Here is a 23,337-nt window from a genome sequence, read left to right on the forward strand (position 1 = left end):
GGATGCAGCCCCGCCGGCGTTTGAGGCGCTGGGGATACCCCCAGCGGTAGCTGGGGGAGGGTCTGGGGGCGGAGCCCCCAGGACGGGTCCGGGCAGCGCCCGGGGAACGGGCGAAGGGCGGGTAGGGGACTTCCCGCCCGGCGGCGGCCGCGCCGCCGCGACCGCCGCCCCGGCAGCGCGCTCCGCCCCGTCCGACGACCACGCCGCCGGACTGGTCGCAGCCCTCGCGTTCCCCGAGCGGGTGGCGAAGGCCAAGGGCTCGGGGGCTTTCCTCATGGCCTCCGGAACCGGGGCCGAGCTTCCCGAGGGCTCCGCGCTGCGGCACGCGCCCTGGCTGGCCGTCGCCGTCGCCGACCGGCCCCCGCACTCGGCGTCCGCCCGCGTCCGGCTGGCCGCCGTCCTGGACGAGGACACCGCCCGGGCCGCGGCCGCCCACCTGCTCACCGAGGGCGAGGAGGTCCGCTGGGAGGACGGCGACGTGGTCGCCCGGGCCGTCGAGCGGCTCGGGGCGATCGGGCTGGTGGAGCGCGCACTGCGGGACCCGGACCCGGCGCTGGTGCGGGAGGCCCTGCTGGACGGGCTGCGCGCCGAGGGCCTCGGCCTGCTGCGCTGGTCCCCCGACGCCCTCGCGCTCCGCGCCCGCCTCGGGTTCCTGCACCGCACTCTCGGCGGCGCCTGGCCGGACGTGGCGGACGACGCGGCGCTGGTGGCGCGGGCCGACGACTGGCTGGAGCCCGAGCTGTCGCGGGCGCGCCGCCGGGCCGACCTCGGCCGGATCGACGCCGGCCAGGCCCTCCAGCGGCTGCTGCCCTGGGCCACCGGGGAGGCGGTCCGGCTGGACGAGCTGGCCCCGGAACGGATCGAGGTGCCCAGCGGTTCCCGGATCCGGGTGGACTACTCGGCCGAGCAGCCGGTGCTGGCCGTGAAGCTCCAGGAGCTGTTCGGGCTGGCGGAGACCCCGAAGGTGGCGGGGGTCCCCGTACTGGTGCACCTGCTGTCGCCCGCCGGGCGGCCCGCCGCCGTCACCGCCGACCTGGCCTCCTTCTGGCAGGGCGGCTACCGCGCCGTCCGCGCCGAGCTGCGCGGGCGCTACCCGAAGCACCCGTGGCCGGAGGACCCGGCGACGGCCGAGCCCACCCGGCACACGAACGCCCGGCTCAGGGGCCGCTGACCGGGGCGCCCGGGGCCCGGCGGCCCCGGGCCTCCAGCCAGAGGGCGGCCGCGAGGAGGGCGAGGCCGGCGAGGGCGAGGCCGGCCGGGGCGTAGGTGTGCAGCGCGAGGACCTTCGTCCGGTTGGCGGCGACCAGGTCGCGGGTGTACTTCGCGTAGTCCTCGCGCATCGTCACGTGCCCGGCGAAGGCGGTGAGCCGGCCCTCGGGGGCGCTCGCCGCGATGCCGCCGCGCATCTCCTGCTGGATGTCCTGCTCGGCGTTGACGGGCGCGCCGGTGACCGGGTCGACCCAGAAGCGGGCCTTGACCGTGTACCAGAGGGTGGTGCCGGTGGTCTGCTCGATGGTCGCCGGGTCGATGCCCTCGATCGGCATCTTCTTGGGCATCGGCACCTTGGTCCAGGGGACGGTCTGCTCGAAGTAGTAGACGTCCATGCCCCGGTAGGTGCGCGGTCCGACGTAGTGGATGGGCGAGGAGGTCCTCGTCTGCGCGTCGAAGTAGAGGTAGTCGCGCGGCTCGGTGAAGAACGGCCACTTGAACTCGATGCCCTCGCGCTTGACGGGGTCGCCGTCGACCATCTCGCCGGTGGCGTGCACCGGGTCCTGGGTGTGGGCGTCGAAGATGTAGCGCTCGGGGATCCGGGAGACCATCTTGCCGTCCGGGCCCGCGATGTAGGTCAGGGTGTCCCAGACGACGACGTCCTTGCCGGCGTCGGCCTCGATCTGCCGGGACGCCTCGACGTTGCCCTTGAGGGTCTGGACGATGGTGACCTTGTCGACCTTCTTGGGCTGCATCCCGCCGGTGTAGTCGAGGAGGGTGGCGTCCTTGGCCTCCAGGACCACCGCCTGGTACTGGTTCGCCGGGATCTTGGCCAGGCGGGGGTACGCGTACCAGCGCAGCAGTGGTGCGAGGGCTGCGCAGAACACCGCGAAGGCAAGCAGGACGAGGCTCGCTCTGCGTCGCACGGCCGGACCTCCTTACTCCTGTCCGGGCGCGGGGGGCGCGGTGGTGAGCAGGGGCTTGGGCGAGGTCCCGCCTTCGGGCGCCCCGAACGCCGTGACGGCGAGGACGAGGGCCAGCGCGGCGGCCAGCCCGACGGCGGCGGCGACGAGTGCGCGCACGGCGGAGCCTCCCTGGATCTGATGGGTCGTCAGGGAGGCGTACCGTAGCAACGCGGGGGTCAGATGAGAACCGTCGGACAGGCCCTAGGAAGCGGCGGGGGCGGGCTTCGTCGAGACGGAGGCGGAGACGGAGCCGGAGGCGGACGGGGCGGCCGTGGGCGTGGCGGCGCCGGTCGGCTTCGGGGAGGCCGAGGGGCTCGGGGTCGCGCTCGGCTTCGGCGTGGGCGTGGGGGTGGAACTCGGCTTCGGGGTCGGCGTGGCCGTCGGCCCGGGGGTCTGAGTGGGGGTGGGCGTCGGCGTCGGCGTCGGGCTCGGCGTCGGCGTCGGGCTCGGCGTCGGCTTCGGGCTCGGCGTCGGCGTGGGGGTGGGCGTCGGCGTGGGGGTGGGCGTCGGGCTCGGCTTCGGGGTCGTCGGGGTGCCCGGCTGCGGGAGCGGGGCGCCGCTGCCGTCGGGGATCTCGTGCGCGCCCTGGAGGTAGTACGCGTACCAGGACCGCACCGTCCGCAGGTACTCCGCCGACTGGTTGTACGAGAGCACCGCCCGGTCCAGGCCGGAACCGGTCCTCAGGTCACGGCTGCCCGCGCACAGGTAGCGGCCGGCCGCCAGGGCGGCGTCGTAGACGTTGTTGGGGTCGCGCCGGCCGTCGCCGTTGCCGTCCTGGCCCCAGGCCGCCCACGTGGAGGGGATGAACTGCATCGGGCCGACGGCCCGGTCGTAGCGGGCGTCGCCGTCGTAGGCCCCGCCGTCGGTGTCGGTGATGTTCGCGAAGCCGGCGCCGTTCAGCACGGGCCCCAGGATCGGCCGCAGGGTGGTCCCGTTCGCGTCGACCCGGCCGCCGCCGGCCTGCCCGGACTCGACCTTGCCGATCGCCGCGAGCAGTTGCCAGCGCAGCCCGCACCCGGGGTCGCTCTCGCCCACCCGCTGCTCGGCCCGCCGGTAGGCGGCGAGCACGCTCGCCGGTATGCCCTGCGCACCCTCCCCCGCCGGCTGCACCGCGGACGTCGCGGGCGCGGGGTCCGGTGAGGCGGCGGGGGCCGGGGCCGTCGTCTCACCGTCCGGCAGGAGCGCGGCCGGCGGCGCGGGGCTGTCCAGCGGCGGGAGTTCGGTGAAGTACGACGAGTCCCCGCCCGCCGCCGACGCGGCGGCGGGCGGCTGCGCGGCGCCCTCCCCGGCCGCGGCGATCCGTTCCGGGCCCGCGACGGCCGGTCCCTGGGAGGCCGTCATCGCGGCGGCCACCAGCGCCGATACCAGTGCCGCGGCCGCGCCCCGGCGCAGACCGCGTCCGAATATTCGTGCCGACATGAGCAGGACCCTCCCCTGGACGTCCGAACGTCCGCGTGACCCTACGTCAACTCCCTGCACACGGCACGCAAAGGGGTTCCGACATTCACCACATCCCCACGAGCCTGCGCAGTTCACGCATACTGTCCCGACACCGGCAACCCCAGGGGAGGCTCCGTGCCGTTCACTCTCAGCCACGCGGCCGCCGTACTTCCGGCCATCCGCCGCACCGGCCGGGCACGGGGCCCGCTGGTCGCCTCGGCGCTGGTGCTGGGGTCGTTCGCGCCGGACTCCCTCTTCTTCGCGGACTCGCTCGTCGGCGGTCTCATGCACTACGGCGAGTTCACCCACTCCCTCCTCGGGGTGATCACCGCGGACGCCGCCCTCACCGCCGTCCTCGCCGCGTGCTGGCTGCTGCTGCGCGAGCCGCTGCTCGCGCTGCTGCCGGGCTCCTGGCGGGGCCGCCTCCACGCCCTGGTGCGCGGCGAGAGCTGGCGCGGCCGGCCGGCCGCCGCGCTCGTGCTCCGCTTCTACCTGTCGGCGGTCGCCGGGTCGCTCACCCACGTGGTGTGGGACAGCTTCACCCACGGGGACCGCTGGGGGACGGACGCGCTGCCGTGGCTGGACCGGCCCGTCGCCCTCGGCCTGCCCGCGTACACCTTCCTCCAGTACGGCACCTCCGCGGTCGCCGCGTGCGCCCTCCTCTGGTTCACGGTGAGCGCCCTGCGCCGGCTGCCGGCGCGCCCGGCGCCGCCGTCGGTGCCGGTGCTCGGCCGGGCGGAGCGGTGGTGGGCGCTGCTCCTGGTCGCCGGCTGCACGGCGATCGGGACCGCCCTGAGGCTGATCCGCTTCTTCGCCGCCCACCTGCGGGTCCGCACCCCCCTGGACATCATCCCGACGCTCTGCTTCGGAGCCGGCGGCGGACTCGTGGTCGGCCTCCTGCTGTACGGGGCCCTGGTGCGGGCCCGCCACCGCCGCGACCGGGACCCCCACCGCCCGGACCGCGAAACGCGGACGCCCGTCCCCGCCGCGTAGGCGGGGACGGGCGCGCAGGCGTCCCGTCGGGGTCAGTGCGCGGCGGACTCCCAGTCGCCGCCCACGCCCACCGACACGTCCAGCGGGGCCCGCAGCTCGACGGCCGCGCCCATCTCGCGGCGCACCAGCTCCTCGACCCGCTCCCGCTCGCCGGGGGCGATCTCCAGGACGATTTCGTCATGGACCTGGAGCAGCATCCGCGAGGCCAGCCCGGCCTCGGCGAGGGCCTTGTCCACGCGCAGCATCGCGACCTTGACGATGTCGGCGGCGGTGCCCTGGATCGGGGCGTTCAGCGCCATCCGCTCGGCGGCCTCGCGGCGCTGGCGGTTGTCGCTGTTCAGGTCGGGCAGGTAGCGGCGGCGCCCGAAGACCGTCGCGGTGTAACCGGTGGCCCGGGCCTCGTCGACCACGCGCTGGAGGTAGTCGCGGACCCCGCCGAACCGCTCGAAGAAGGTCTCCATCAGGCCGCGCGCCTCGGCGGGCTCGATGTTCAGCTGCTGGGCGAGACCGAAGGCGGAGAGCCCGTAGGCCAGACCGTAGGACATGGCCTTGATCTTGCGCCGCATCTCGGCGTCGACCTGGGAGCGCTCGACCCCGAACACCTGGGAGGCGACGGTGGTGTGCAGGTCCTCGCCGGAGTTGAACGCCTCGATCAGGCCCTCGTCCTCGGAGAGGTGGGCCATGACGCGCAGCTCGATCTGGCTGTAGTCGGCCGTCATCAGCGACTCGTAGCCCTCGCCGACGACGAAGCCGCGGCGGATGGCCCGGCCCTCGTCCGTGCGCACCGGCACGTTCTGCAGGTTCGGGTCGGTGGACGACAGCCGACCGGTGGCGGCGGTGGTCTGGCTGAAGCTGGTGTGCACCCGGCCGTCGGCGGCGATCGACTTCACCAGGCCCTCGACGGTCACCCGCAGCTTGGCCTGCTCCCGGTGGCGCAGCATGATCACGGGCAGCTCGTGGTCGGTCTGCGTGGCCAGCCAGGCCAGCGCGTCGGCGTCCGTCGTGTACCCGGTCTTGGTCTTCTTCGTCTTCGGCAGGTCCAGCTCGCCGAAGAACACCTCCTGCAGCTGCTTGGGCGAGCCGAGGTTGAACTCGTGCCCCACGGCCGCGTGGGCCTCCTTGACCGCCTGCTGGACGGCGCCCGCGAACTGCTGCTCCATGCCCTCCAGGTGGTCCCGGTCGGCGGCGATGCCCGCCCGCTCCAGGCGCGCCAGCAGCTCGGAGGTCGGCAGCTCCATCTCGTGCAGCAGTTCCACGGCGCCGACCTCGGGGAGCTTCGCCGTGAAGGCCTCGCCCAGGTCCAGGACCGCGCGGGCCTGCGCCATCAGCGCGTCCGCCTCGGCGGTCTCGTCGGCGCCGAAGGCCAGCTGGCCGTCGGCGGCCGGCGGCTGCAGCTCACGGCCCAGGTACTCCACCGACAGCACGTCCAGCGCGAAGGAGCGCCGGCCGGGCTTGACCAGGTAGGCGGCCAGCGCCGTGTCCATCGTGACGCCCGCCAGGGTCCAGCCGTGCTCCGGGAAGACCCGCATCAGGCCCTTGGCGTTGTGCACCACCTTCGGCGCGGACGCGTCCGCCGCCCACGCGGCGAACGCCTTGTCGTCGGCCTCGTCCAGCGCGGACGGGTCGAACCAGGCGGCCGCGCCGCCCGCCGCGGCCAGCGCCACCTCGGCCACGCTGCCCTGGCCCAGCGCCCAGCTGTCCACCGTCGAGACGCCCAGCGGGCCGCCCGCGTGCGCCGCGAGCCAGGGCGCGAGCTCGCCCGCGCCCAGCACCGAGCCGTCCAGCTCCACGCCCGCCGCCGGGGCCGGCGCCTCCTCCTGGTCCGCGCCCGGGTCCACGGCCAGCAGCCGCTCGCGCAGCGAGGCGTTGCGGATCTCCAGCACGTCCAGCACGCCCGTGACCGCGGAGCGGTCGTAGGGGGCGCGGGCCAGGTCGGCGGGGGTCTTGGGCAGCTCCACGTCCTTGACCATCTCGGTCAGGACCCGGTTGAGCTTCACCGCCTCCAGGTGGTCGCGGAAGTTCTGCCCGGCCTTGCCCTTGACCTCCTCGGCCCGCTCGACCAGCTCCGCGAACGAACCGAACTGGTTGATCCACTTCGCCGCGGTCTTCTCGCCGACGCCCGGGATGCCCGGCAGGTTGTCGGACGGGTCACCGCGCAGCGCCGCGAAGTCCGGGTACTGCCGCGGGGTGAGCCCGTACTTCTCCTCGACCTTCTCCGGCGTGAACCGGGTCAGCTCGGAGACGCCCTTGGTCGGGTAGAGCACGGTGGTGTGCTCGGAGACCAGCTGGAAGGAGTCCCGGTCACCGGTGACGATCAGGACGTCGAAGCCGAGGGCCTCGGCCTGCGTCGCCAGCGTCGCGATCACGTCGTCGGCCTCGAAGCCGTCGACCGCGAACCGCGGCACCTTCATCGCGTCCAGGAGCTCGCCGATCAGCTCGACCTGCCCCTTGAACTCGTCGGGGGTCTTGGAGCGGTTCGCCTTGTACTCGGGGAACTCCGTCGAACGCCACGTCTTGCGGGACACGTCGAACGCCACCGCGAAGTGCGTGGGCGCCTCGTCACGCAGGGTGTTCGCCAGCATCGACGCGAAGCCGTAGATGGCATTGGTCGGCTGGCCCGTCGCCGTCGTGAAGTTCTCCGCGGGCAGCGCGAAGAACGCCCGGTACGCCAGGGAGTGCCCGTCCATGAGCATCAGGCGGGGGCGGTCCGCTGCGGTCGTCTGCTCGGTCTTCTTCGATGCTGTCTCTGCCACGCCCCCGATCCTAGGCGCCCCCACCGACAAATCCGCCGTCGGCGATGTCGGCGGAGCGTGACAGGATCGGGGTGTACGAGAAAACTGCTCGAAGGGGAGCGACATGGCCACCAAGCCGCCCGCAGGTGATCCGGTACAGGACGCGCCGCACGTCGGACCCCCTGCGCACGCCGCGGCCGGCCTGCCCGCCATCGGCCACACCCTCAAGATCGCGAACGAGCAGATGGGCCCGGTGCGCACCGCGCGGACCCTCCTCAAGGTCAACCAGAAGAACGGCTTCGACTGCCCCGGCTGCGCCTGGCCCGAGGGCGACAAGCGGCACACCGCCGAATTCTGCGAGAACGGCGCCAAGGCCGTCGCCGAAGAGGCCACCCTGCGCCGCGTCACCCCCGCCTTCTTCGCCGCGCACCCCCTCGCCGAACTCGCCGGCCGCTCCGGCTACTGGCTCGGCCAGCAGGGCCGCATCACGCACCCCATGTACCTGCCCGAGGGCGGCGACCGCTACGAGGCCGTCAGCTGGAAGCGGGCCTTCGAGATCATCGCCGAGGAGCTGAAGGCCCTCTCCTCCCCCGACGAGGCCGTCTTCTACACCTCCGGGCGCACCAGCAACGAGGCCGCGTTCCTCTTCCAGCTGTTCGCCCGCGAGTTCGGCACCAACAACCTGCCCGACTGCTCCAACATGTGCCACGAGTCCTCCGGCTCCGCGCTCAGCGAGACCATCGGCATCGGCAAGGGCAGCGTCTCCCTCGAAGACCTCCACCAGGCCGACCTGATCATCGTCGCCGGGCAGAACCCGGGCACCAACCACCCGCGCATGCTCTCCGCCCTGGAGAAGGCCAAGCACTCCGGCGCGAAGATCATCTCGGTGAACCCGCTGCCCGAAGCCGGCATGGAGCGGTTCAAGAACCCCCAGACCCCCCTCGGCATGGTCAAGGGCACCCCCCTCAACGACCTCTTCCTGCAGATCCGCATCGGCGGCGACCAGGCCCTCTTCCGCCTCCTCAACAAGCTCGTCATCGAGACCGACGGAGCCCTCGACGAGGCCTTCATCCGCGAGCACACCCACGGCTACGAGGACCTCGCCGCGGCCGCGAAGGAGGCCGACTGGGACGAGACCCTCAAGGCCACCGGGCTCACCCGCCCCGAGATCGAACGCGCCCTCGCGATGGTCCTCGCCTCGAAGCGCACCATCGTCTGCTGGGCCATGGGCCTCACCCAGCACAAGCACGCCGTCGCCACCATCCGCGAGGTCGTCAACCTCCTCCTGCTCCGCGGGAACATCGGCCGCCCCGGCGCCGGCGTCTGCCCCGTCCGCGGCCACTCCAACGTCCAGGGCGACCGCACCATGGGCATCTTCGAACGCCCCGCACCCGCCTTCCTCGACGCCCTCGACCGCGAGTTCTCCATCACCTCGCCCCGCGCCCACGGCTACGACGTCGTCCGCGCCATCGAGGCCCTGCGCGACGGGAAGGCCAAGGTCTTCTTCGCCATGGGCGGCAACTTCATCGGCGCCACCCCCGACACCGACGTCACCGAGGCCGCGATGCGGCGCGCCTCCCTGACCGTCCACGTCTCCACCAAGCTCAACCGCTCCCACGCGGTCACCGGCCGGCGCGCCCTGATCCTGCCCACCCTCGGCCGCACCGACAAGGACGTCCGGGCGAGCACGCCCGGTAAAAAGGGCACAGTGCAGTTCGTCACCGTCGAGGACTCCATGGGCATGGTCCACGCCTCCCGCGGCAACCTCGCCCCCGCCTCCCCCCAGCTGCTCTCCGAGCCCGCCATCGTCGCCCGCATGGCCCGCGCCGTCCTCGGCACCGCCTCGAAGACCCCCTGGGAGGACTTCGAAGCCGACTACGCCGCCATCCGCGACCGCATCGCCCGCGTCGTGCCCGGCTTCGAGGACTTCAACGCCCGCGTCGCCCGCCCCGGCGGCTTCCAGCTCCCCCACGGCCCCCGCGACGAGCGCCGCTTCCCCACCAAGACCGGCAAGGCCAACTTCACCGCCGCCCCCGTCGAGTACCCCGAGGTCCCCGCCGGCCGGCTGCTCCTGCAGACCCTGCGCAGCCACGACCAGTACAACACCACCATCTACGGCCTCGACGACCGCTACCGCGGCATCACCGGCGGCCGCCGCGTGGTCATGGTCCACCCCGACGACGCCGCCGAGCTCGGCCTCGCCGACGGCTCCTACACCGACCTCGTCAGCGAATGGAAGGACGGCGTCGAGCGCCGCGCCCCCGGCTTCCGCGTCGTCCACTACCCCACCGCCCGCGGCTGCGCCGCCGCCTACTACCCCGAGACCAACGTCCTGGTCCCCCTGGACTCCACCGCCGACACCAGCAACACCCCCGCCAGCAAGTCCGTCGTCGTGCGCTTCGAACCGGCCTGATAGAACGACCCCAGGACCAGATGGTTAACGATCGTTGACGAACGGAGCAGGCCCATGGCCGACGAGCAGCAGCACGCCGTGAAGTTCCCCCAGGAAGTCCTCGACGAGTACGCGGCCCTGGGCATAGACCTGCCCGCCCTGTTCTCCGCCGGCGCCCTCGGCGAGCGGATGGAGATCAGGATCCTGGAGGCCTCCGCCGACCGCGTCGTCGCCACGATGCCCGTCAAGGGCAACACCCAGCCCTACGGACTGCTGCACGGCGGCGCCTCCGCCGTCCTCGCCGAGACCCTCGGCTCGGTCGGCGCCATGCTGCACGGCGGCAGCAAGAAGATCGCCGTCGGCGTCGACCTCAACTGCACCCACCACCGGGGCGCCCGCGACGGGATCGTCACCGGCACCGCCACCCCCGTCCACCGCGGCCGCTCCACCGCCACCTACGAGATCGTCATCACCGACGAACAGGACCGCCGCGTCTGCACCGCCCGCCTCACCTGCCTCCTGCGCGACACGGAGTCCTGACCTCCGCTCCCACGGACGTCACGGAGCCTTAACAACCGGGCCGAGACGGCCCGTTGTGCAGCCCCCGGCGCCGGTCTAGCGTTCCCGCATGGGAACCGGACCGGCGCCGCTGCGCATCACGCCCACCCCCGGCGGCCCCCGGTGAGCGGCGGGGGCGCCGGCGGGGGCATAGGCCCCCTGGAGCCGGGCGAGGGCACCTGGGACCGCGAGGACGGGCGCACGGAGCCCCGCACGCCCCCGCCACCCGGCCGGGCCGACCGCGCGCGCGCCTTCTACGCCCGCCACCGCCGCCTCGCCCTCACGGCCGCCTCGGCCGCCGTGCTGGCCGCCGCGGCCTTCCGGATCTACACCACCCGCCCGGAGCCGCCGGTGGCGCTGCCGCCGGCCGCGCCCTCCCAGACCCTCTCGCTGGCCTACGGCGAGCCCGTGGAGCCGGCGCCCGACGGGGCCGCCTTCGCGTTCACTGTCCGTGTGCGGACCTCGTCCGGGCCGCCGGTCACCGTCGAGCGGATCGGACAGCCGTCACCGGCCCTGACCGTGACGATCAAGCCACGCCTCCCCGCCGCCGTCGCCGCCGGAGAAGAACGCGAGCTCCTCGTACTGATCCGGACAAAGGACTGCGTGCATGTAGCACGGAATTCCGGACTCCCATTCCTGGAAGTAACCCTCAGTAATGGAATCCAGAAAGAGGATCACAGTTACATCCCCGGTGACCGATATGCCAGGGATCTTTCCGTGGCACTGACCAGGGCATGTCCCGAAGACCGAGACGCGCCCGCTCCGAGCCCGTCATGACCAAAAACCCTTAGAGTCCTGGCGTGTCAGGACCCAAACGGGCGCACACTCCTGCCGCATCTCAACATCCGGACAAGACGAACCGGCCTGAATTCCCCCGTTCCACCCGCACACATCCGCTATGTATTACGCCGTGGCATAACAAGAGAGTCACATCATTGGCCTCAGCCCTCCATATCCCCCGAAGACCCGCCTAGAGTCACGGCCAGTTACCGCGACCGCCGGATTTACTCAGTTCGGTTCCCCGCGTTCTACTCGACGCGTCCCACGGGGGACGCGGCGCCAGGAAAGGACTGCTTGTGCGCTCTCGTCAGCTCATCGCCGTGACCGCCGCCCTCGCCGCGGGCGCGCTCACCCTCACCGCCTGCGGCTCGCGCAACGACAACGGCGGCTCCGCCGGCGACAGCGGCAACACCACCGTCACCATCGCCGTCGACGCCCCGCTGACGGGCGACCTCTCCGCCCTCGGCCTCGGCATCAAGAACTCCGCCGAGCTCGCCGTCAAGCAGGCCAACGAGAAGAAGTACGTCAAGGGCGTCACCTTCAAGTTCACGGCCCTCGACGACCAGGCCCAGGCCACCTCCGGCCAGCAGAACGCCACCAAGCTCGTCGCCGACAAGGACGTCCTCGGCGTGGTCGGCCCGCTGAACTCCTCGGTGTCCGAGTCGATGCAGAAGGTCTTCGACGACGCCAAGCTCACCCAGATCTCCCCGGCCAACACCAGCCCCTCCCTGACCCAGGGCCCCAAGTGGGCCGAGGGCCAGAAGACCCGCACCTACAAGAGCTACTTCCGCACCGCGACCACGGACGCCATCCAGGGCCCCTTCGCCGCGCAGTACCTCTTCAACAAGGCGGGCAAGAAGAAGGTCTTCATCATCGACGACAAGAAGACCTACGGCGCCGGCCTCGCCGGAACCTTCAAGGGCGAGTTCACCAAGCTCGGCGGCCAGATCGCCGGCGAAGGCCACATCGACCCCGACTCCAAGGACTTCTCCGCCGTCGTCACCCAGGTCAAGTCCTCCGGCGCCGACGTCGTCTACTACGGCGGCGAGTACCCCGCGGCCGGCCCGCTCAGCAAGCAGATCAAGGCCGCCGGCGCCAACATCCCGCTCGTCGGCGGCGACGGCATCAAGGACAAGAAGTACGTCGAGCTCGCCGGCCCCGGCGGCCAGGGCGACCTGTGCACCTCCGTCGGTGCCCCCGTCGAGACCCTGCCCTCCGCCAAGGAGTTCATCGACAACTACAAGAAGGCCGGCTACAAGGACGACTACTCCGCCTACGGCGGCTACTCCTACGACTCCGCCTGGGCCATCATCGAAGGCGTCAAGAAGGTCGTCGACGCCAACAACGGCAAGCTCCCGTCCGACGCCCGCGCCAAGGTCCTCGAAGCCGTCCAGGGCGTCTCCTTCGACGGCGTGACCGGCAAGGTCTCCTTCGACGAGTTCGGCGACGCCACCAACAAGCAGCTGACCGTCTACAAGGTCGACGGCGACGACTTCAAGTCCGTCGAGTCCGGCACCCTCGCCGGCTGACCCTCCGCCAGTCCCCTGCACAACCCCTCACTTGCCGCGCGGGGCGCGAACCAAGCGCCCCGCGCGGTGTCACATCCGTCGAAAGACTCGGAGGACCTGCGGTGCACGAACTGCCGCAACAGCTGGTCAACGGCCTGCTACTGGGATCCATGTACGGGCTCGTCGCCATCGGCTACACGATGGTCTATGGCATCGTCCAGCTCATCAACTTCGCGCATGGCGAGATCTTCATGACCGGCGGCTTCGGAGCGCTCACCGTCTGGCTGATGCTCCCCACCGGCACCACCATGTGGCTCGCGCTGCCGCTCATGCTCATAGGCGCGGTCATCGTCGCCACCCTCATAGCCGTCGGCGCCGAACGCTTCGCCTACCGGCCCCTGCGCAGCGCACCCCGCCTCGCACCGCTCATCACCGCCATCGGCCTCTCCATCGTCCTCCAGCAGGCGGTATGGGCCTGGTACCCCGACGCGAAGTCCTCCGTCAAGTTCCCCGAAATCCCCGGCGGCCCCTTCCACATCGGCAGCATCACCATCCAGACCGGTGACCTCTTCCTCGTCATCGCCGCCCCCATCTCCATGGCCTTCCTCGGCTTCTTCGTCAAGAAGACCCGCACCGGCCGCGGCATGCAGGCCACCGCCCAGGACCCCGACACCGCGAAGCTCATGGGCATCAACACCGACCGCATCATCACGATCGCGTTCGCCCTCGGCGCCACCTTCGCCGCCGTCGGAGCCGTCGCCTACGGCCTCAAGTACGGCGAAGTCCAGTACCGCATGGGCTTCATCCTCGGCCTCAAGGCCTTCACCGCAGCCGTCCTCGGCGGCATCGGAAACATCTACGGCGCCATGGTCGGCGGCCTCGTCCTCGGCCTCGCCGAAACCCTGACCACCGCCTACATCGCCGACGTCCCCGGCATGCACCAGCTCGGCGGCCAGTCCTGGGGCAACACCTGGGCGTTCGTACTCCTCATCCTCGTACTCCTCTTCCGGCCCCAGGGCCTGATGGGTGAGCGCGTGGCGGACAGGGCGTGAGAACCATGACGACCATCACCGCGGACACCGCACAGACCACCGCAGCCGACACCGGCTTCATCGCGATCCCCGAGAAGGCGGCCCGCCTCCTCGCCACCGCGGGCGGCCTCCTCACCGTCGTCTCCTGCTTCCTGTCCTGGACCTGGACCCGCGAATTCCCCGGAGACCTCACCGTCTACGGCTACCCCGGCGGCCTCCAGTGGCTCGTCCTCGTCGGCGGCGCACTCACCGCCGTCTTCGGACTCGCCTCCTACGGCATCAAGGGCCTCGGCTGGCTCGTCCCGGCAGGCGCCGACGCCGCCATCAAGCTCTCCGCCCTCGCCGCCTTCGCCACCGCCTGGTTCACGGTCATCATGATCTGCGCCGAACTCGGCGGCATCGTCAACCTCGAACCCGGCGGCTACATCGTCGCCCTCACCTCCCTCGCCACCCTCCTCGGCGCCCTCGCCCTGCCCTTCAAGCGCCCCGAGCTCGAAGAGGCCGACCCCGACGACGGCGCCTGGGACACCTTCAAGCACAACGCCGGCAACGTCGCCACCACCATCAAGGCCGGCTTCGCCGCCCGCACCCCCGCCCCCGCCCGCGCCCTCCCCGGCTGGGCCGAGATCCTGGTCATCGCCGCCGTACTCGCGATCGCCCTCGGCGTCTTCACCTACGGCATCACCACCCCCTACCAGGAACTCTTCATGGGCTTCCTGATAGCCGCCGGCTTCGGCTTCGGCGCCCTCAACAAGAGCGGCCTCGTCGCCCGCTTCACCGCCCTCACCGCCAAGCACCGCAACGTCGCCCTCATCGGCGCCTTCGTCGCGGCCATGGCCTTCCCCCTCACCCAGACCGACGACCAGTACGCGACCGTCGGCGTCAACATCCTCATCTTCGCCACCGTCGCCCTCGGCCTGAACATCGTCGTCGGCCTCACCGGCCTCCTCGACCTCGGCTACGTCGCCTTCCTCGGCGTCGGCGCCTACACCGCCGCCCTGGTCTCCGGCGCCCCCAACTCCCCCTTCGGAGTCCAGTTCCCCTTCTGGGCCGCCATCATCATCGGCGCCGTCGCCTCCATGGTCTTCGGCGTCCTCATCGGCGCCCCCACCCTCCGCCTGCGCGGCGACTACCTCGCCATCGTGACGCTCGGCTTCGGTGAGATCTTCCGCATCACCATGAACAACTTCGACGGCGTCTCCGGCCCCAACGTCACCAACGGGTCCAAGGGCATCTCGAACATCCCCAACGTCGACCTCTTCGGCTTCGACTTCGGCGCCAGCCACACCATCGCCGGCTTCACCATCGGCCGCTTCGCCAACTACTTCCTGCTGCTCCTCCTGGTCACCCTCATCGTGGTCATGGTCTTCCGCCGCAGCGCCGAATCCCGCATCGGCCGCGCCTGGGTCGCCATCCGCGAAGACGAGACCGCCGCCGAAGCCATGGGCATCAACGGCTTCCGCGTCAAGCTCATCGCCTTCGCCCTCGGCGCCACCCTCGCCGGCCTCGCCGGCGCCGTCCAGGCCCACGTCCAGTACACGGTCACCCCCGACCAGTACCAGTTCGCCAACTCCCTCCCCCCGAACTCCGCGTTCCTGCTCGCCGCGGTCGTCCTCGGCGGCATGGGAACCATCTCCGGACCCCTCGTCGGCGGATCCCTCCTCTTCCTGATCCCCAACAAGCTCCAGTTCCTCGGCGACTACCAGCTCCTCGTCTTCGGCATCGCACTCGTCATCCTCATGCGCCTGCGCCCCGAAGGCCTCATCCCCAACCGCCGCAACCAGCTCGAGCTCCACCAGGACCTCGAAGCTCCGGCAGTCCTCAGCAAGGCAGGGGCCTGACCATGACGACGACCACCACCGAAACGGTCCTCGACGCCCGCGGCGTCACCATGCGCTTCGGCGGCCTCACCGCCGTCAAGAACGTCGACCTCACCGTCAACAGCGGCGAGATCGTCGGCCTCATCGGCCCCAACGGCGCCGGCAAGACCACCTTCTTCAACTGCCTCACCGGCCTCTACATCCCCACCGAGGGCGAAGTCCGGTACAAGGGCACGGTCCTGCCCCCCAAGTCCTTCAAGGTCACCGCGGCCGGCATCGCCCGCACCTTCCAGAACATCCGTCTCTTCAACAACATGACGGTCCTGGAAAACGTCCTCGTCGGACGCCACACCCGCACCAAAGAAGGCCTCTGGTCGGCCCTCCTGCGGCTCCCCGGCTTCCACAAGGAAGAAGCCGCCAGCCGCGAGAAGGCCATGGAGCTGCTCGAGTTCATCGGCCTCGACCACAAGGCCGAACACCTCGCCCGCAACCTCCCCTACGGCGAACAGCGCAAGCTCGAAATCGCCCGCGCCCTCGCCAGCGACCCCGGCCTCATCCTCCTCGACGAGCCCACCGCCGGCATGAACCCCCAGGAGACCCGGGCCGCCGAAGAACTCATCTTCGCCATCCGGGACAAGGGCATCGCCGTCCTCGTCATCGAGCACGACATGCGCTTCATCTTCAACCTCTGCGACCGCGTCGCCTGCCTCGTCCAGGGCGAAAAGCTCATCGAAGGCACCGCCACCGAAGTCCAGAGCGACGAACGCGTCGTCGCCGCCTACCTCGGCGAACCCTTCGAAGGCGCCCCCGGCGCCGACGAGGTCGCCGAAGTCGAGGCCGCCGAAGCCCACGCCGAAGAGGCCCACGCCGAGGAAGCCCCCGAGGCACAGGCAGAGGCCCCCGCGGGGGACAGCACCACCAGCACCACCAGCACGGACGGAGAAGCCAAGTGACCGCACTCCTGGAGGTCGAGGACCTCCGCGTCGCCTACGGCAAGATCGAAGCCGTCAAGGGCATCTCCTTCACCGTCGAAGAAGGCCAGATCGTCACCCTCATCGGGACGAACGGCGCCGGCAAGACGACCACCCTGCGCACCCTCTCCGGACTGATCAAGCCCAAGGGCGGCCAGATCAAGTTCCAGGGCAAGTCCCTCAAGAAGGTCCCCGCACACAACATCGTCTCGCTCGGTCTCGCCCACTCCCCCGAGGGCCGGCACATCTTCCCCCGCATGAGCATCGAGGACAACCTCCTCCTCGGCGCCTTCCTCCGCAGCGACAAGGAAGGCATCCAGAAGGACGTCCAGCGCGCCTACGACCTCTTCCCCATCCTGGGAGAACGCCGCAAGCAGGCCGCCGGCACCCTCTCCGGCGGCGAACAGCAGATGCTCGCCATGGGCCGCGCGCTCATGTCCCAGCCCAAGCTGCTCATGCTCGACGAGCCCTCCATGGGCCTCTCGCCGCTGATGATGCAGAAGATCATGGCGACCGTCGCCGAACTCAAGGCCTCGGGCACCACCATCCTGCTCGTCGAGCAGAACGCCCAGGCCGCGCTGTCGCTCGCCGACCAGGGCCACGTCATGGAGATCGGCAAGATCGTCCTGACCGGCCCCGGCCGCGAGCTCCTCGTCAACGAGGACGTCCGCAAGGCGTACCTCGGCGAGGACTGACCGCCCTGAAACCCGTGCGGCCCGCCTCCCCTCGGGGGGAGACGGGCCGCACGCGTGTCCGGGCTACTTGCCCGCCTGCTGCTTCTTCTCCTCGGCGTCCTCGATGACCGCCTCCGCGACCTGCTGCATCGACATGCGGCGGTCCATCGACGTCTTCTGGATCCACCGGAACGCGGCCGGCTCGGTCAGCCCGTACTGCGTCTGCAGGATGCTCTTCGCCCGGTCCACCAGCTTCCGGGTCTCCAGGCGCGCCGAGAGGTCCGCGACCTCCTTCTCCAGCGCCTTCAGCTCCGCGAACCGGGACACCGCCATCTCGATGGCCGGCACCACGTCGCTCTTGCTGAACGGCTTCACCAGGTACGCCATGGCCCCGGCGTCCCGCGCCCGCTCGACGAGGTCGCGCTGCGAGAACGCGGTGAGCATGAGGACCGGGGCGATGGACTCCCCGGCGATCTTCTCGGCGGCGGAGATCCCGTCGAGGACGGGCATCTTCACGTCGAGGATCACGAGGTCGGGACGGTGCTCGCGCGCCAGCTCGATGGCCGTCTGCCCGTCGCCGGCCTCGCCGACCACGGAGTAGCCCTCCTCTTCGAGCATCTCTTTGAGGTCGAGACGGATGAGCGCCTCGTCCTCGGCGATGACGACGCGGGTCGTCAGCGGCGGAACGTGCGACTGGTCGGCGTCGGGCGTGGGCGTCGACTCGTGCTCGGCGGTCACGGGGGCTCCTCTTTGCGGGGCTGTGCTGCTTGGATGAGCCTACCTAGCAGCGGCGGCGCACGGTCACCCGGTACACTCCGACGAGCAAGCCTGCCGGGTTGGCGGAATGGCAGACGCTGATGTCTCAAACACATCTGTCCGAAAGGGCGTGCGGGTTCGAATCCCGCACCCGGCACATGTCCGAAAAGCGGACGTTCACCTTCGCGTGAACGTTCGCTTTTTGCTACGCGGGGCAACCATGCATCACGCACGGTTGTCGCATGGAGTTTCACAGCCTCGAAGTACGCCAGACGGCCCTCACCCTCTTGCGCGGCGGCGCCAAGAACACCGAGGTGGCCCAGCGGCTCAACGTGCCACTCGGCACGATCAGCTACTGGAAGCACAAGGATCGTGTGAAGCGCAATGAGCCCGTCACCGTCCGCCCCTCCTTGCTCTGCCCCATATGTGACGAGCGGGAGCTCGACATCTCGGCCTACTCGTACCTTCTAGGCCTCTATCTGGGCGACGGCCACATCAGCCACTACGCCAAACACAAGGTACCGAGCTTGATGATCACTCTCGATGACGCTTGGCCCGGCATCCAGGACGAGGCGGAGGCTGCTCTACGTGCCGTCTTTCCCCATAACGCAACCTGCCGGGTGCGTAGCATCGGCGCACACAACATCAAGGTCTACTTCAAGCACCTCCCGTGCCTCTTTCCGCAACACGGCCCAGGCAGGAAACACGAACGGCAGATCACCCTTGAGGACTGGCAGCAGGCCATCGTGGACGCTCACCCGTGGGAGTTCATCCGGGGGCTGATCCACTCCGACGGGTGCCGGATCACCAACTGGACCGTGCGGAACGGCAAGCGGTACGAGTACCCCCGGTACTTCTTCACCAACAAGTCCGACGACATCCGGCGGCTCTGCACGGACACCCTCGCCAAGGTCGGCGTCCAGTGGACCGTCCTCGCGCGGGGCAGTGATCCCTTCAACGTCTCCATCGCCCGGAAGGAGTCCGTCGCCCTCATGGACGCCCACGTCGGGCCGAAGTACTGACGTCCAGGGCGTAGACCGTGCAGGGGCGGTCCAGGACCGTGTCCTCGCGGAGGGGGGTGAAGCCCAGGCGTTGGGCGACGGCCGTCGAGGCGGTGTTGCCGTGGTGGATCATGGCGGTGATGCGGTCGAGGGCGAGGGGGCCGAAACCCCAGGCGAGGACGGCGCGGGCCGCTTCCGTCGCGTAGCCGTGGCCCCAGTGGGGGCGGGCGAAGGTCCAGCCGATTTCGGTTTCCTGAAACCGTTCCCACCAGTTGAGGCCGCAGCGGCCGATGGGTTCGCCGGTGGTGCGGAGTTCGACGGCGCAGAGGCCGTGGCCGCGGTCGGTCCACTGCTGCTGTATGTCGCGGAGGCGGGCCGAGGCCTGGGTGTGGGTGTAGTGGCCGACGTAGCGGCTGACGTCCTCGTCGGCGTGGAGGTGGACCCACCAGTCGGTGTCGTTCTCGGTGAGCGGGCGCAGGCGGAGGCGTTCGGTGGTGATCACTGGGTTTCGGTTTCCTTGCGGTGGATGGCGGTGTGGGCGGCTTCCGCCGTGACGAGGGCGAGGGTGATGAGGGTGGCGCCGACGGGGCCGAGCCAGTGGGGGCCGAGTCGGGTGAGGCCGGCCTGTCCGGCGACCGGTGCGATCGCGACGCCGACGTAGACGGCTGCGGAGGCGAGGCCGGTGAGGAGGGGTGCGGCGGTGGGGAGGGTGGTGATGAGGCGGTGGGTCTGGGGGGCGAGGAGTCCCCAGCCGCAGAGGCCCCAGAGGGTGAGGGCGGCGAGGGTGGTGGGGAGGTGGGCGCTGGTCCAGGGGAGGAGGGCGAAGTTGACGGCGGCGAGGGTGAGGGCGGTGTTGATGATGCGGCGGCTGCCGTAGCGGTCGGTGAGGGGGCCTGAGGCGAGGGTTCCGGCGGTGGCGGCGAGGCCCCAGGCGAAGAGGAGGGCGGCGAGGGTGGTGCCGTTGTCGTGGGTGGCGCGGTCGAGGGCGGGGCCGATGAAGGAGTAGACGGTGTAGAGGCCGGTGTAGGCGAGGAGGGTGGTGAGGAGGGTGAGGCCGATGCGGTGGTCGGTGAGGGGGGTGAGGCGGGTGCGGAGGGGGATGGTGGGTGGGGTGGGGAGGGTGGGGAGGTAGAGGGCGGTGCCTGCGGCGGCGAGGAGGCCGAGGGCGGTGACGAAGAGCATGGTGGTGCGCCAGTTGTGGGTGAGGCCGGCGAGGGCGGTGCCGAGGGGTGAGCCGAGGGCGGTGGCGGCGCTGAGGCCGGTCATGACGGTGGCGATGGCGCGGCCGCGGCGTTCGGGTGGGGCGAGTGCGGTGGCTGCGGCGACGGCGGCGGGGGTGATCATGGCGCCGCCGAGTCCGGCGAGGGCGCGGGCGGCGAGGGCTAGGGGGAAGAGGGGGACGTAGGCGGTGAGGAGGTTGCCGGTGGTGAAGAGGGTGAAGCCGGTGAGGAAGAGGGTGCGGCGGGGCCATTGGGTGGTGAGGGCGGCCATGACGGGGCCGAGGAGGGCGTAGGTGAGGGCGTAGGCGGTGAGGAGCCAGCTTGCGGTGCCGAGGGGGACGTCGAGGGAGTGGGCCGCGTCGGGGAGGATGCCGGCGATGACGAAGCTGTCGGTGCCGATGGCGAACATGGCGGTGGCGAGGGTGAGGAGTGGGCGGTGGTGGTGCACGGGTGGGTGGCTCCGGGGCGTTGATGTAACCATGTTGGTTACGATGATGGGCTGAAAAGGGGCCGACCCTGGGGGTCGGCCGGTGTCAGGTGGGGGTGGCGACGGTGTCGCGGAGGACGTCGGCGATGGTGACCGTCGCCAGTTCGCGTTTCATCGCTTCTTCCGCGCGGTCGTAGGTCTCGCGGAGGACGGGTGGGATGCCGGTGCCGATGGGGCATTTCTGGTTCGGGGTGGCGGCGTGGAGTGCGAGGAGGGGGTCGGGTTCCACGGCGAGGTAGACGTCCCTGAGGGTGATCTCCCGCGGGGGGCGGGTCAGGAGCCAGCCGGCGCCGACGCCGCGGCGGGATGCGACGAGGCCGGCGTCGCGGAGGTGGCCGAGGGTGCGGCGGATGACGACGGGGTTGGTGTTGACGCTGTCGGCGATCTGGTCGGAGGTGACGATGCCGTCGGGGCGTTGGGGGCAGACGAGGGCCATCCAGGTGAGGGTGTGGGTGGCCACGGTCATGCGGCTGTTCGCGCTCATCGGCCTCTCCTGCCGTCGTCCGTGTTGCAACTGATTCTGTTACGACATCGGCCGCAAGTCTAGCCTTGAGTCTCCAGTGGGTGGAGACCTCAGGGTGGGGGCATGGACGGCGCGGCGGAGTGGTTTTCGATCGGGGAGCTGGCCCGGAGGTCGGGGCTGGCGGTGCGGACCATCCGGTTCTACTCCGATGAGGGGATCGTCGTGCCGGCCGGTCGTAGTGGTGCCGGGTACCGGTTGTACGACGTCGGGGCGCTGGTGCGCCTGGAGCTGGTGCGGACGCTGCGGGAGCTGGGGGTGGATCTGCCCAGTGTGCGGCGGGTGCTGGATCGGGAGTTGCCGGTGGCCGAGGTGGCTGCCGTGCATGCCGATGCGGTGGAGGCGCAGATCCGGGTGTTGCGGTTGCGCCGGGCGGTGTTGCGGTTGGTGGCCGAGCGCGGGTCGAGTCCTGAGGAGGTTCGGTTGATGCACGAGGTGACGCGGTTGTCGGCGCGGGAGCGGCGGCGGTTGGTGGACCGGCTGGTGGAGGGGGCGGAGGAGTCGGTGGCGGCGATGGTGCGGGTGGCTGCGCCGGATCTGCCGGAGGATCCGTCGGCGGAGCAGGTGGCGGCGTGGGTGGAGTTGGTGGGGTTGATGGGTGACGAGGGGTTCGGTGAGGCGTTCCGGGCGGGGCCGGGGGTGGAGGGGCCGGTGGATCCTCGGGTGGAGCGGTATTGGCGGTTGGTGTGGGCGGTGAACGGGTGGGAGGTGGTGCCGGGGTGGGTGCCCTAGGTTGGGGGCGACCGGAGATCGTATGAAGGGGTGCCTCGGTGAGCGAGAAGGCTCGGAAGTTGTTCGATGCGTTGGATCTGAACCATGACGGTGAGCTGACGCGGCTGGAGGTGATTTCGGCCCTGCGGTCGAAGGGGCCGACGCTGGCGGCGCGGGGGGATCTGCCGTTCTGGGGTCTGGGGGACGCGGACGCGTCGTCGGCGTTGTTCGACGCGGCGGACAAGAACGGCGATCAGGTGTTGAGCTTCGAGGAGTTCGAGGCGGAGGTGGACCGGCGGTTCGGCTGGTAAGGGGGGTTTGCCCCACCTGGGGTCGGGTGGGTGGCGGGATGCCGTCGGGGGCCGGTCCCCGGTGATCGTTGGGTGTGGCACGGAGTGGTGCCGGTTCGGCGATTTCCGGGGAGGGTCCATGGGTGGGCGGCGGATGGCGGCTGCGGTGGCGGTCGGGGTACTGGCGCTGGGGGTCGCGGCGCAGCCGGTGGCGTTCGCGGCGGGGCGGCCGGATGCGGTGCAGCGGGGGTTGGACGGGCTGGTGCGGGAGGGCGGTGTGCCCGGGGCGCTGGCGACCGTGACGGAGGGGGACGGGCGTACGCGGACCTATACGGCCGGGGTCGGTGACCGGGCGACGGGTGCGGGGGTGCCTCGGGACGGGCAGGTGCGGATCGGGAGCAACACGAAGGTGTTCACGGCCGTGGTGCTGTTGCAGCTGGTGGGTGAGGGTCGGCTGGGGTTGGACGATCTGGTGGAGAAGCACCTGCCGGGGGTGGTGCGCGGGGACGGTTTCGACGGTCGGAAGATCACCGTGCGGCAGCTGCTCCAGCACACGAGTGGTATTCCGGACTACGAGGCGGAGGTCGGGGAGGCGATCGAGCAGGGGCGGTACGTGGAGCCGCGGGAGGTGTTGGAGATCGCGTTCCGGCATCCGGCGACGTCGACGGACGGGAAGACGTTCCATTACAGCAACACGAACTACGTGCTGGCCGGTCTGATCGTGGAGAAGGTGGCGCGGCGGCCGCTCGCGGAGGAGATCGACCGGCGGGTGGTGCGGGCGCTGGGGTTGCGGCACACGTATTTCCCGGCGCCTCGTGACCGGGGCATCCGGGAGGCGCATCCGCACGGCTACCACCAGGACGCGGTGGGCGGGGCGCTGCGGGACGTGACGGCCATCGATCCGTCGGCGGCGTGGGCGGCGGGTCAGATGGTGTCGACGAACTCGGACATGAACCGGTTCTTCTCGGCGTTGCTGGGGGGTCGTCTGCTGCGGGACGAGCAGTTGCGGGCGATGCGGACGACGGTGCCGGTCGGGGATTCGGGTGCGGGGTACGGGCTGGGGCTGATGAGCCGGCCGTTGTCGTGCGGCGGGGTGTACTGGGGGCACGGCGGTGACATCACGGGGTTCGAGACCCGGGGCGGGGTGGGGCCGGACGGGCGTGCGGTGAGCATCGCGGTGACGACGGATCCGGCCGATTACGCGGTGACGGAGCGGTTGGAGGGGCTGGTGGACCAGGTCCTGTGCCGTTGAGGTGAGGTGTGGGGGCATGGGAACACC

At 71.0% G+C, this 23,337-nt stretch carries 22 protein-coding genes and 1 tRNA gene; 15 read left to right on the top strand and 8 right to left on the bottom strand.

What is annotated here, in order from left to right:
• Positions 1 to 1,171: ATP-dependent helicase C-terminal domain-containing protein (locus ACFVXK_RS17385; RefSeq protein WP_389612538.1), on the top strand; the 1,171-nt coding region annotated here is incomplete at its 5' end.
• On the opposite strand, the gene ACFVXK_RS17390 is transcribed toward ACFVXK_RS17385, so the two are convergent.
• The 3 genes from ACFVXK_RS17390 to ACFVXK_RS17400 all read right to left on the bottom strand — a co-directional run bounded on the left by ACFVXK_RS17390 (position 1,158) and on the right by ACFVXK_RS17400 (position 3,593).
• The gene (locus tag ACFVXK_RS17390; protein WP_389612540.1) at positions 1,158 to 2,135 is read right to left on the bottom strand and encodes a DUF3068 domain-containing protein; all 978 of its coding nucleotides are present in this window, start codon (positions 2,133 to 2,135) and stop codon (positions 1,158 to 1,160) included. The two genes, ACFVXK_RS17385 and ACFVXK_RS17390, sit on opposite strands and share 14 nt — an antisense overlap.
• 12 nt (positions 2,136 to 2,147) lie before the next feature.
• Positions 2,148 to 2,291: an SPW_0924 family protein gene (locus tag ACFVXK_RS17395; RefSeq protein WP_389612542.1), complete on the bottom strand. Its 144-nt coding sequence runs from the start codon at positions 2,289 to 2,291 to the stop codon at positions 2,148 to 2,150.
• Between the two features lie 84 nt (positions 2,292 to 2,375).
• Positions 2,376 to 3,593, bottom strand: coding sequence for a lytic transglycosylase domain-containing protein (locus ACFVXK_RS17400; RefSeq protein WP_389612544.1), 1,218 nt, complete (start codon positions 3,591 to 3,593; stop codon positions 2,376 to 2,378).
• Between the two features lie 156 nt (positions 3,594 to 3,749).
• Here ACFVXK_RS17400 and ACFVXK_RS17405 point away from each other — a divergent pair, with 156 nt between their 5' ends.
• Positions 3,750 to 4,607 (top strand): DUF4184 family protein, encoded by an 858-nt coding sequence (locus ACFVXK_RS17405; protein WP_389612546.1) that lies wholly within the window; start codon positions 3,750 to 3,752, stop codon positions 4,605 to 4,607.
• A 32-nt stretch (positions 4,608 to 4,639) separates the two neighbouring features.
• Here the strand turns inward: ACFVXK_RS17405 and polA are convergent, their stop codons facing one another.
• Positions 4,640 to 7,360 (bottom strand): DNA polymerase I, encoded by a 2,721-nt coding sequence (gene polA / locus ACFVXK_RS17410; protein WP_389612548.1) that lies wholly within the window; start codon positions 7,358 to 7,360, stop codon positions 4,640 to 4,642.
• Positions 7,361 to 7,463: 103 nt separating this feature from the next.
• On the opposite strand from polA, the gene ACFVXK_RS17415 reads away from it, so the two are divergent.
• From ACFVXK_RS17415 to ACFVXK_RS17450, 8 genes are all read left to right on the top strand, one after another.
• Positions 7,464 to 9,752, top strand: coding sequence for an FdhF/YdeP family oxidoreductase (locus ACFVXK_RS17415; protein WP_389612550.1), 2,289 nt, complete (start codon positions 7,464 to 7,466; stop codon positions 9,750 to 9,752).
• Positions 9,753 to 9,806: 54 nt separating this feature from the next.
• Positions 9,807 to 10,271, top strand: a complete 465-nt coding sequence (locus tag ACFVXK_RS17420; protein ID WP_389612551.1) for a PaaI family thioesterase — start codon at positions 9,807 to 9,809, stop codon at positions 10,269 to 10,271.
• 141 nt (positions 10,272 to 10,412) lie between these two features.
• The gene (locus ACFVXK_RS17425; protein ID WP_389612553.1) at positions 10,413 to 11,066 is read left to right on the top strand and encodes a Tat pathway signal sequence domain protein; all 654 of its coding nucleotides are present in this window, start codon (positions 10,413 to 10,415) and stop codon (positions 11,064 to 11,066) included.
• Between the two features lie 299 nt (positions 11,067 to 11,365).
• Positions 11,366 to 12,598, top strand: a complete 1,233-nt coding sequence (locus ACFVXK_RS17430) for a branched-chain amino acid ABC transporter substrate-binding protein (protein WP_389612555.1) — start codon at positions 11,366 to 11,368, stop codon at positions 12,596 to 12,598.
• Between the two features lie 101 nt (positions 12,599 to 12,699).
• Entirely contained in the window at positions 12,700 to 13,629 is a 930-nt protein-coding gene (locus ACFVXK_RS17435; protein WP_389612557.1) for a branched-chain amino acid ABC transporter permease, read from the top strand.
• Positions 13,626 to 15,449 (top strand): branched-chain amino acid ABC transporter permease, encoded by a 1,824-nt coding sequence (locus ACFVXK_RS17440; protein WP_389612559.1) that lies wholly within the window; start codon positions 13,626 to 13,628, stop codon positions 15,447 to 15,449. The genes ACFVXK_RS17435 and ACFVXK_RS17440 overlap by 4 nt, the downstream gene beginning before the upstream one ends.
• 2 nt (positions 15,450 to 15,451) lie before the next feature.
• On the top strand, positions 15,452 to 16,381 hold the full coding sequence (locus tag ACFVXK_RS17445; RefSeq protein WP_389612561.1) for an ABC transporter ATP-binding protein: 930 nt from the start codon (positions 15,452 to 15,454) through the stop codon (positions 16,379 to 16,381).
• The gene (locus ACFVXK_RS17450) at positions 16,378 to 17,094 is read left to right on the top strand and encodes an ABC transporter ATP-binding protein (protein ID WP_389612563.1); all 717 of its coding nucleotides are present in this window, start codon (positions 16,378 to 16,380) and stop codon (positions 17,092 to 17,094) included. The genes ACFVXK_RS17445 and ACFVXK_RS17450 overlap by 4 nt, the downstream gene beginning before the upstream one ends.
• 63 nt (positions 17,095 to 17,157) lie before the next feature.
• Here ACFVXK_RS17450 and ACFVXK_RS17455 read toward each other — a convergent pair whose 3' ends face one another.
• A complete protein-coding gene (locus ACFVXK_RS17455; RefSeq protein WP_389612565.1) occupies positions 17,158 to 17,811 on the bottom strand; it encodes an ANTAR domain-containing response regulator in 654 nt (217 codons plus the stop codon).
• Positions 17,812 to 17,903: 92 nt separating this feature from the next.
• Between ACFVXK_RS17455 and ACFVXK_RS17460 the strand changes: the two genes are divergently transcribed.
• Positions 17,904 to 17,986 (top strand) — tRNA-Leu (locus tag ACFVXK_RS17460).
• A gap of 85 nt (positions 17,987 to 18,071) precedes the next feature.
• Positions 18,072 to 18,851 carry a helix-turn-helix domain-containing protein gene (locus tag ACFVXK_RS17465; protein WP_389612568.1) on the top strand — a complete coding sequence of 260 codons (780 nt, stop codon included), beginning with the start codon at positions 18,072 to 18,074 and terminating at the stop codon, positions 18,849 to 18,851.
• On the opposite strand, the gene ACFVXK_RS17470 is transcribed toward ACFVXK_RS17465, so the two are convergent.
• The 3 genes from ACFVXK_RS17470 to ACFVXK_RS17480 all read right to left on the bottom strand — a co-directional run bounded on the left by ACFVXK_RS17470 (position 18,820) and on the right by ACFVXK_RS17480 (position 21,021).
• Positions 18,820 to 19,332 carry a GNAT family N-acetyltransferase gene (locus ACFVXK_RS17470; RefSeq protein ID WP_389612570.1) on the bottom strand — a complete coding sequence of 171 codons (513 nt, stop codon included), beginning with the start codon at positions 19,330 to 19,332 and terminating at the stop codon, positions 18,820 to 18,822. The two genes, ACFVXK_RS17465 and ACFVXK_RS17470, sit on opposite strands and share 32 nt — an antisense overlap.
• Complete coding sequence (locus ACFVXK_RS17475; RefSeq protein ID WP_389612572.1) at positions 19,329 to 20,498, bottom strand: MFS transporter; 1,170 nt, start codon at positions 20,496 to 20,498, stop codon at positions 19,329 to 19,331. Before ACFVXK_RS17475 ends, ACFVXK_RS17470 begins: the two co-directional genes overlap by 4 nt.
• Positions 20,499 to 20,583: 85 nt before the next feature.
• Complete coding sequence (locus tag ACFVXK_RS17480) at positions 20,584 to 21,021, bottom strand: Rrf2 family transcriptional regulator (protein WP_389612574.1); 438 nt, start codon at positions 21,019 to 21,021, stop codon at positions 20,584 to 20,586.
• Positions 21,022 to 21,123: 102 nt separating this feature from the next.
• Between ACFVXK_RS17480 and ACFVXK_RS17485 the strand changes: the two genes are divergently transcribed.
• The 3 genes from ACFVXK_RS17485 to ACFVXK_RS17495 all read left to right on the top strand — a co-directional run bounded on the left by ACFVXK_RS17485 (position 21,124) and on the right by ACFVXK_RS17495 (position 23,310).
• The gene (locus ACFVXK_RS17485) at positions 21,124 to 21,789 is read left to right on the top strand and encodes a MerR family transcriptional regulator (RefSeq protein WP_389612576.1); all 666 of its coding nucleotides are present in this window, start codon (positions 21,124 to 21,126) and stop codon (positions 21,787 to 21,789) included.
• A 38-nt stretch (positions 21,790 to 21,827) separates the two neighbouring features.
• Positions 21,828 to 22,079 carry an EF-hand domain-containing protein gene (locus tag ACFVXK_RS17490; RefSeq protein ID WP_079431655.1) on the top strand — a complete coding sequence of 84 codons (252 nt, stop codon included), beginning with the start codon at positions 21,828 to 21,830 and terminating at the stop codon, positions 22,077 to 22,079.
• A 277-nt stretch (positions 22,080 to 22,356) separates the two neighbouring features.
• Positions 22,357 to 23,310 carry a serine hydrolase domain-containing protein gene (locus ACFVXK_RS17495; RefSeq protein WP_389612604.1) on the top strand — a complete coding sequence of 318 codons (954 nt, stop codon included), beginning with the start codon at positions 22,357 to 22,359 and terminating at the stop codon, positions 23,308 to 23,310.
• The last annotated feature ends 27 nt before the right edge of the window (positions 23,311 to 23,337 follow it).

Source organism: Streptomyces sp. NPDC058157 (assembly GCF_042884105.1).
In the GTDB taxonomy this organism is placed as follows: domain Bacteria; phylum Actinomycetota; class Actinomycetes; order Streptomycetales; family Streptomycetaceae; genus Streptomyces.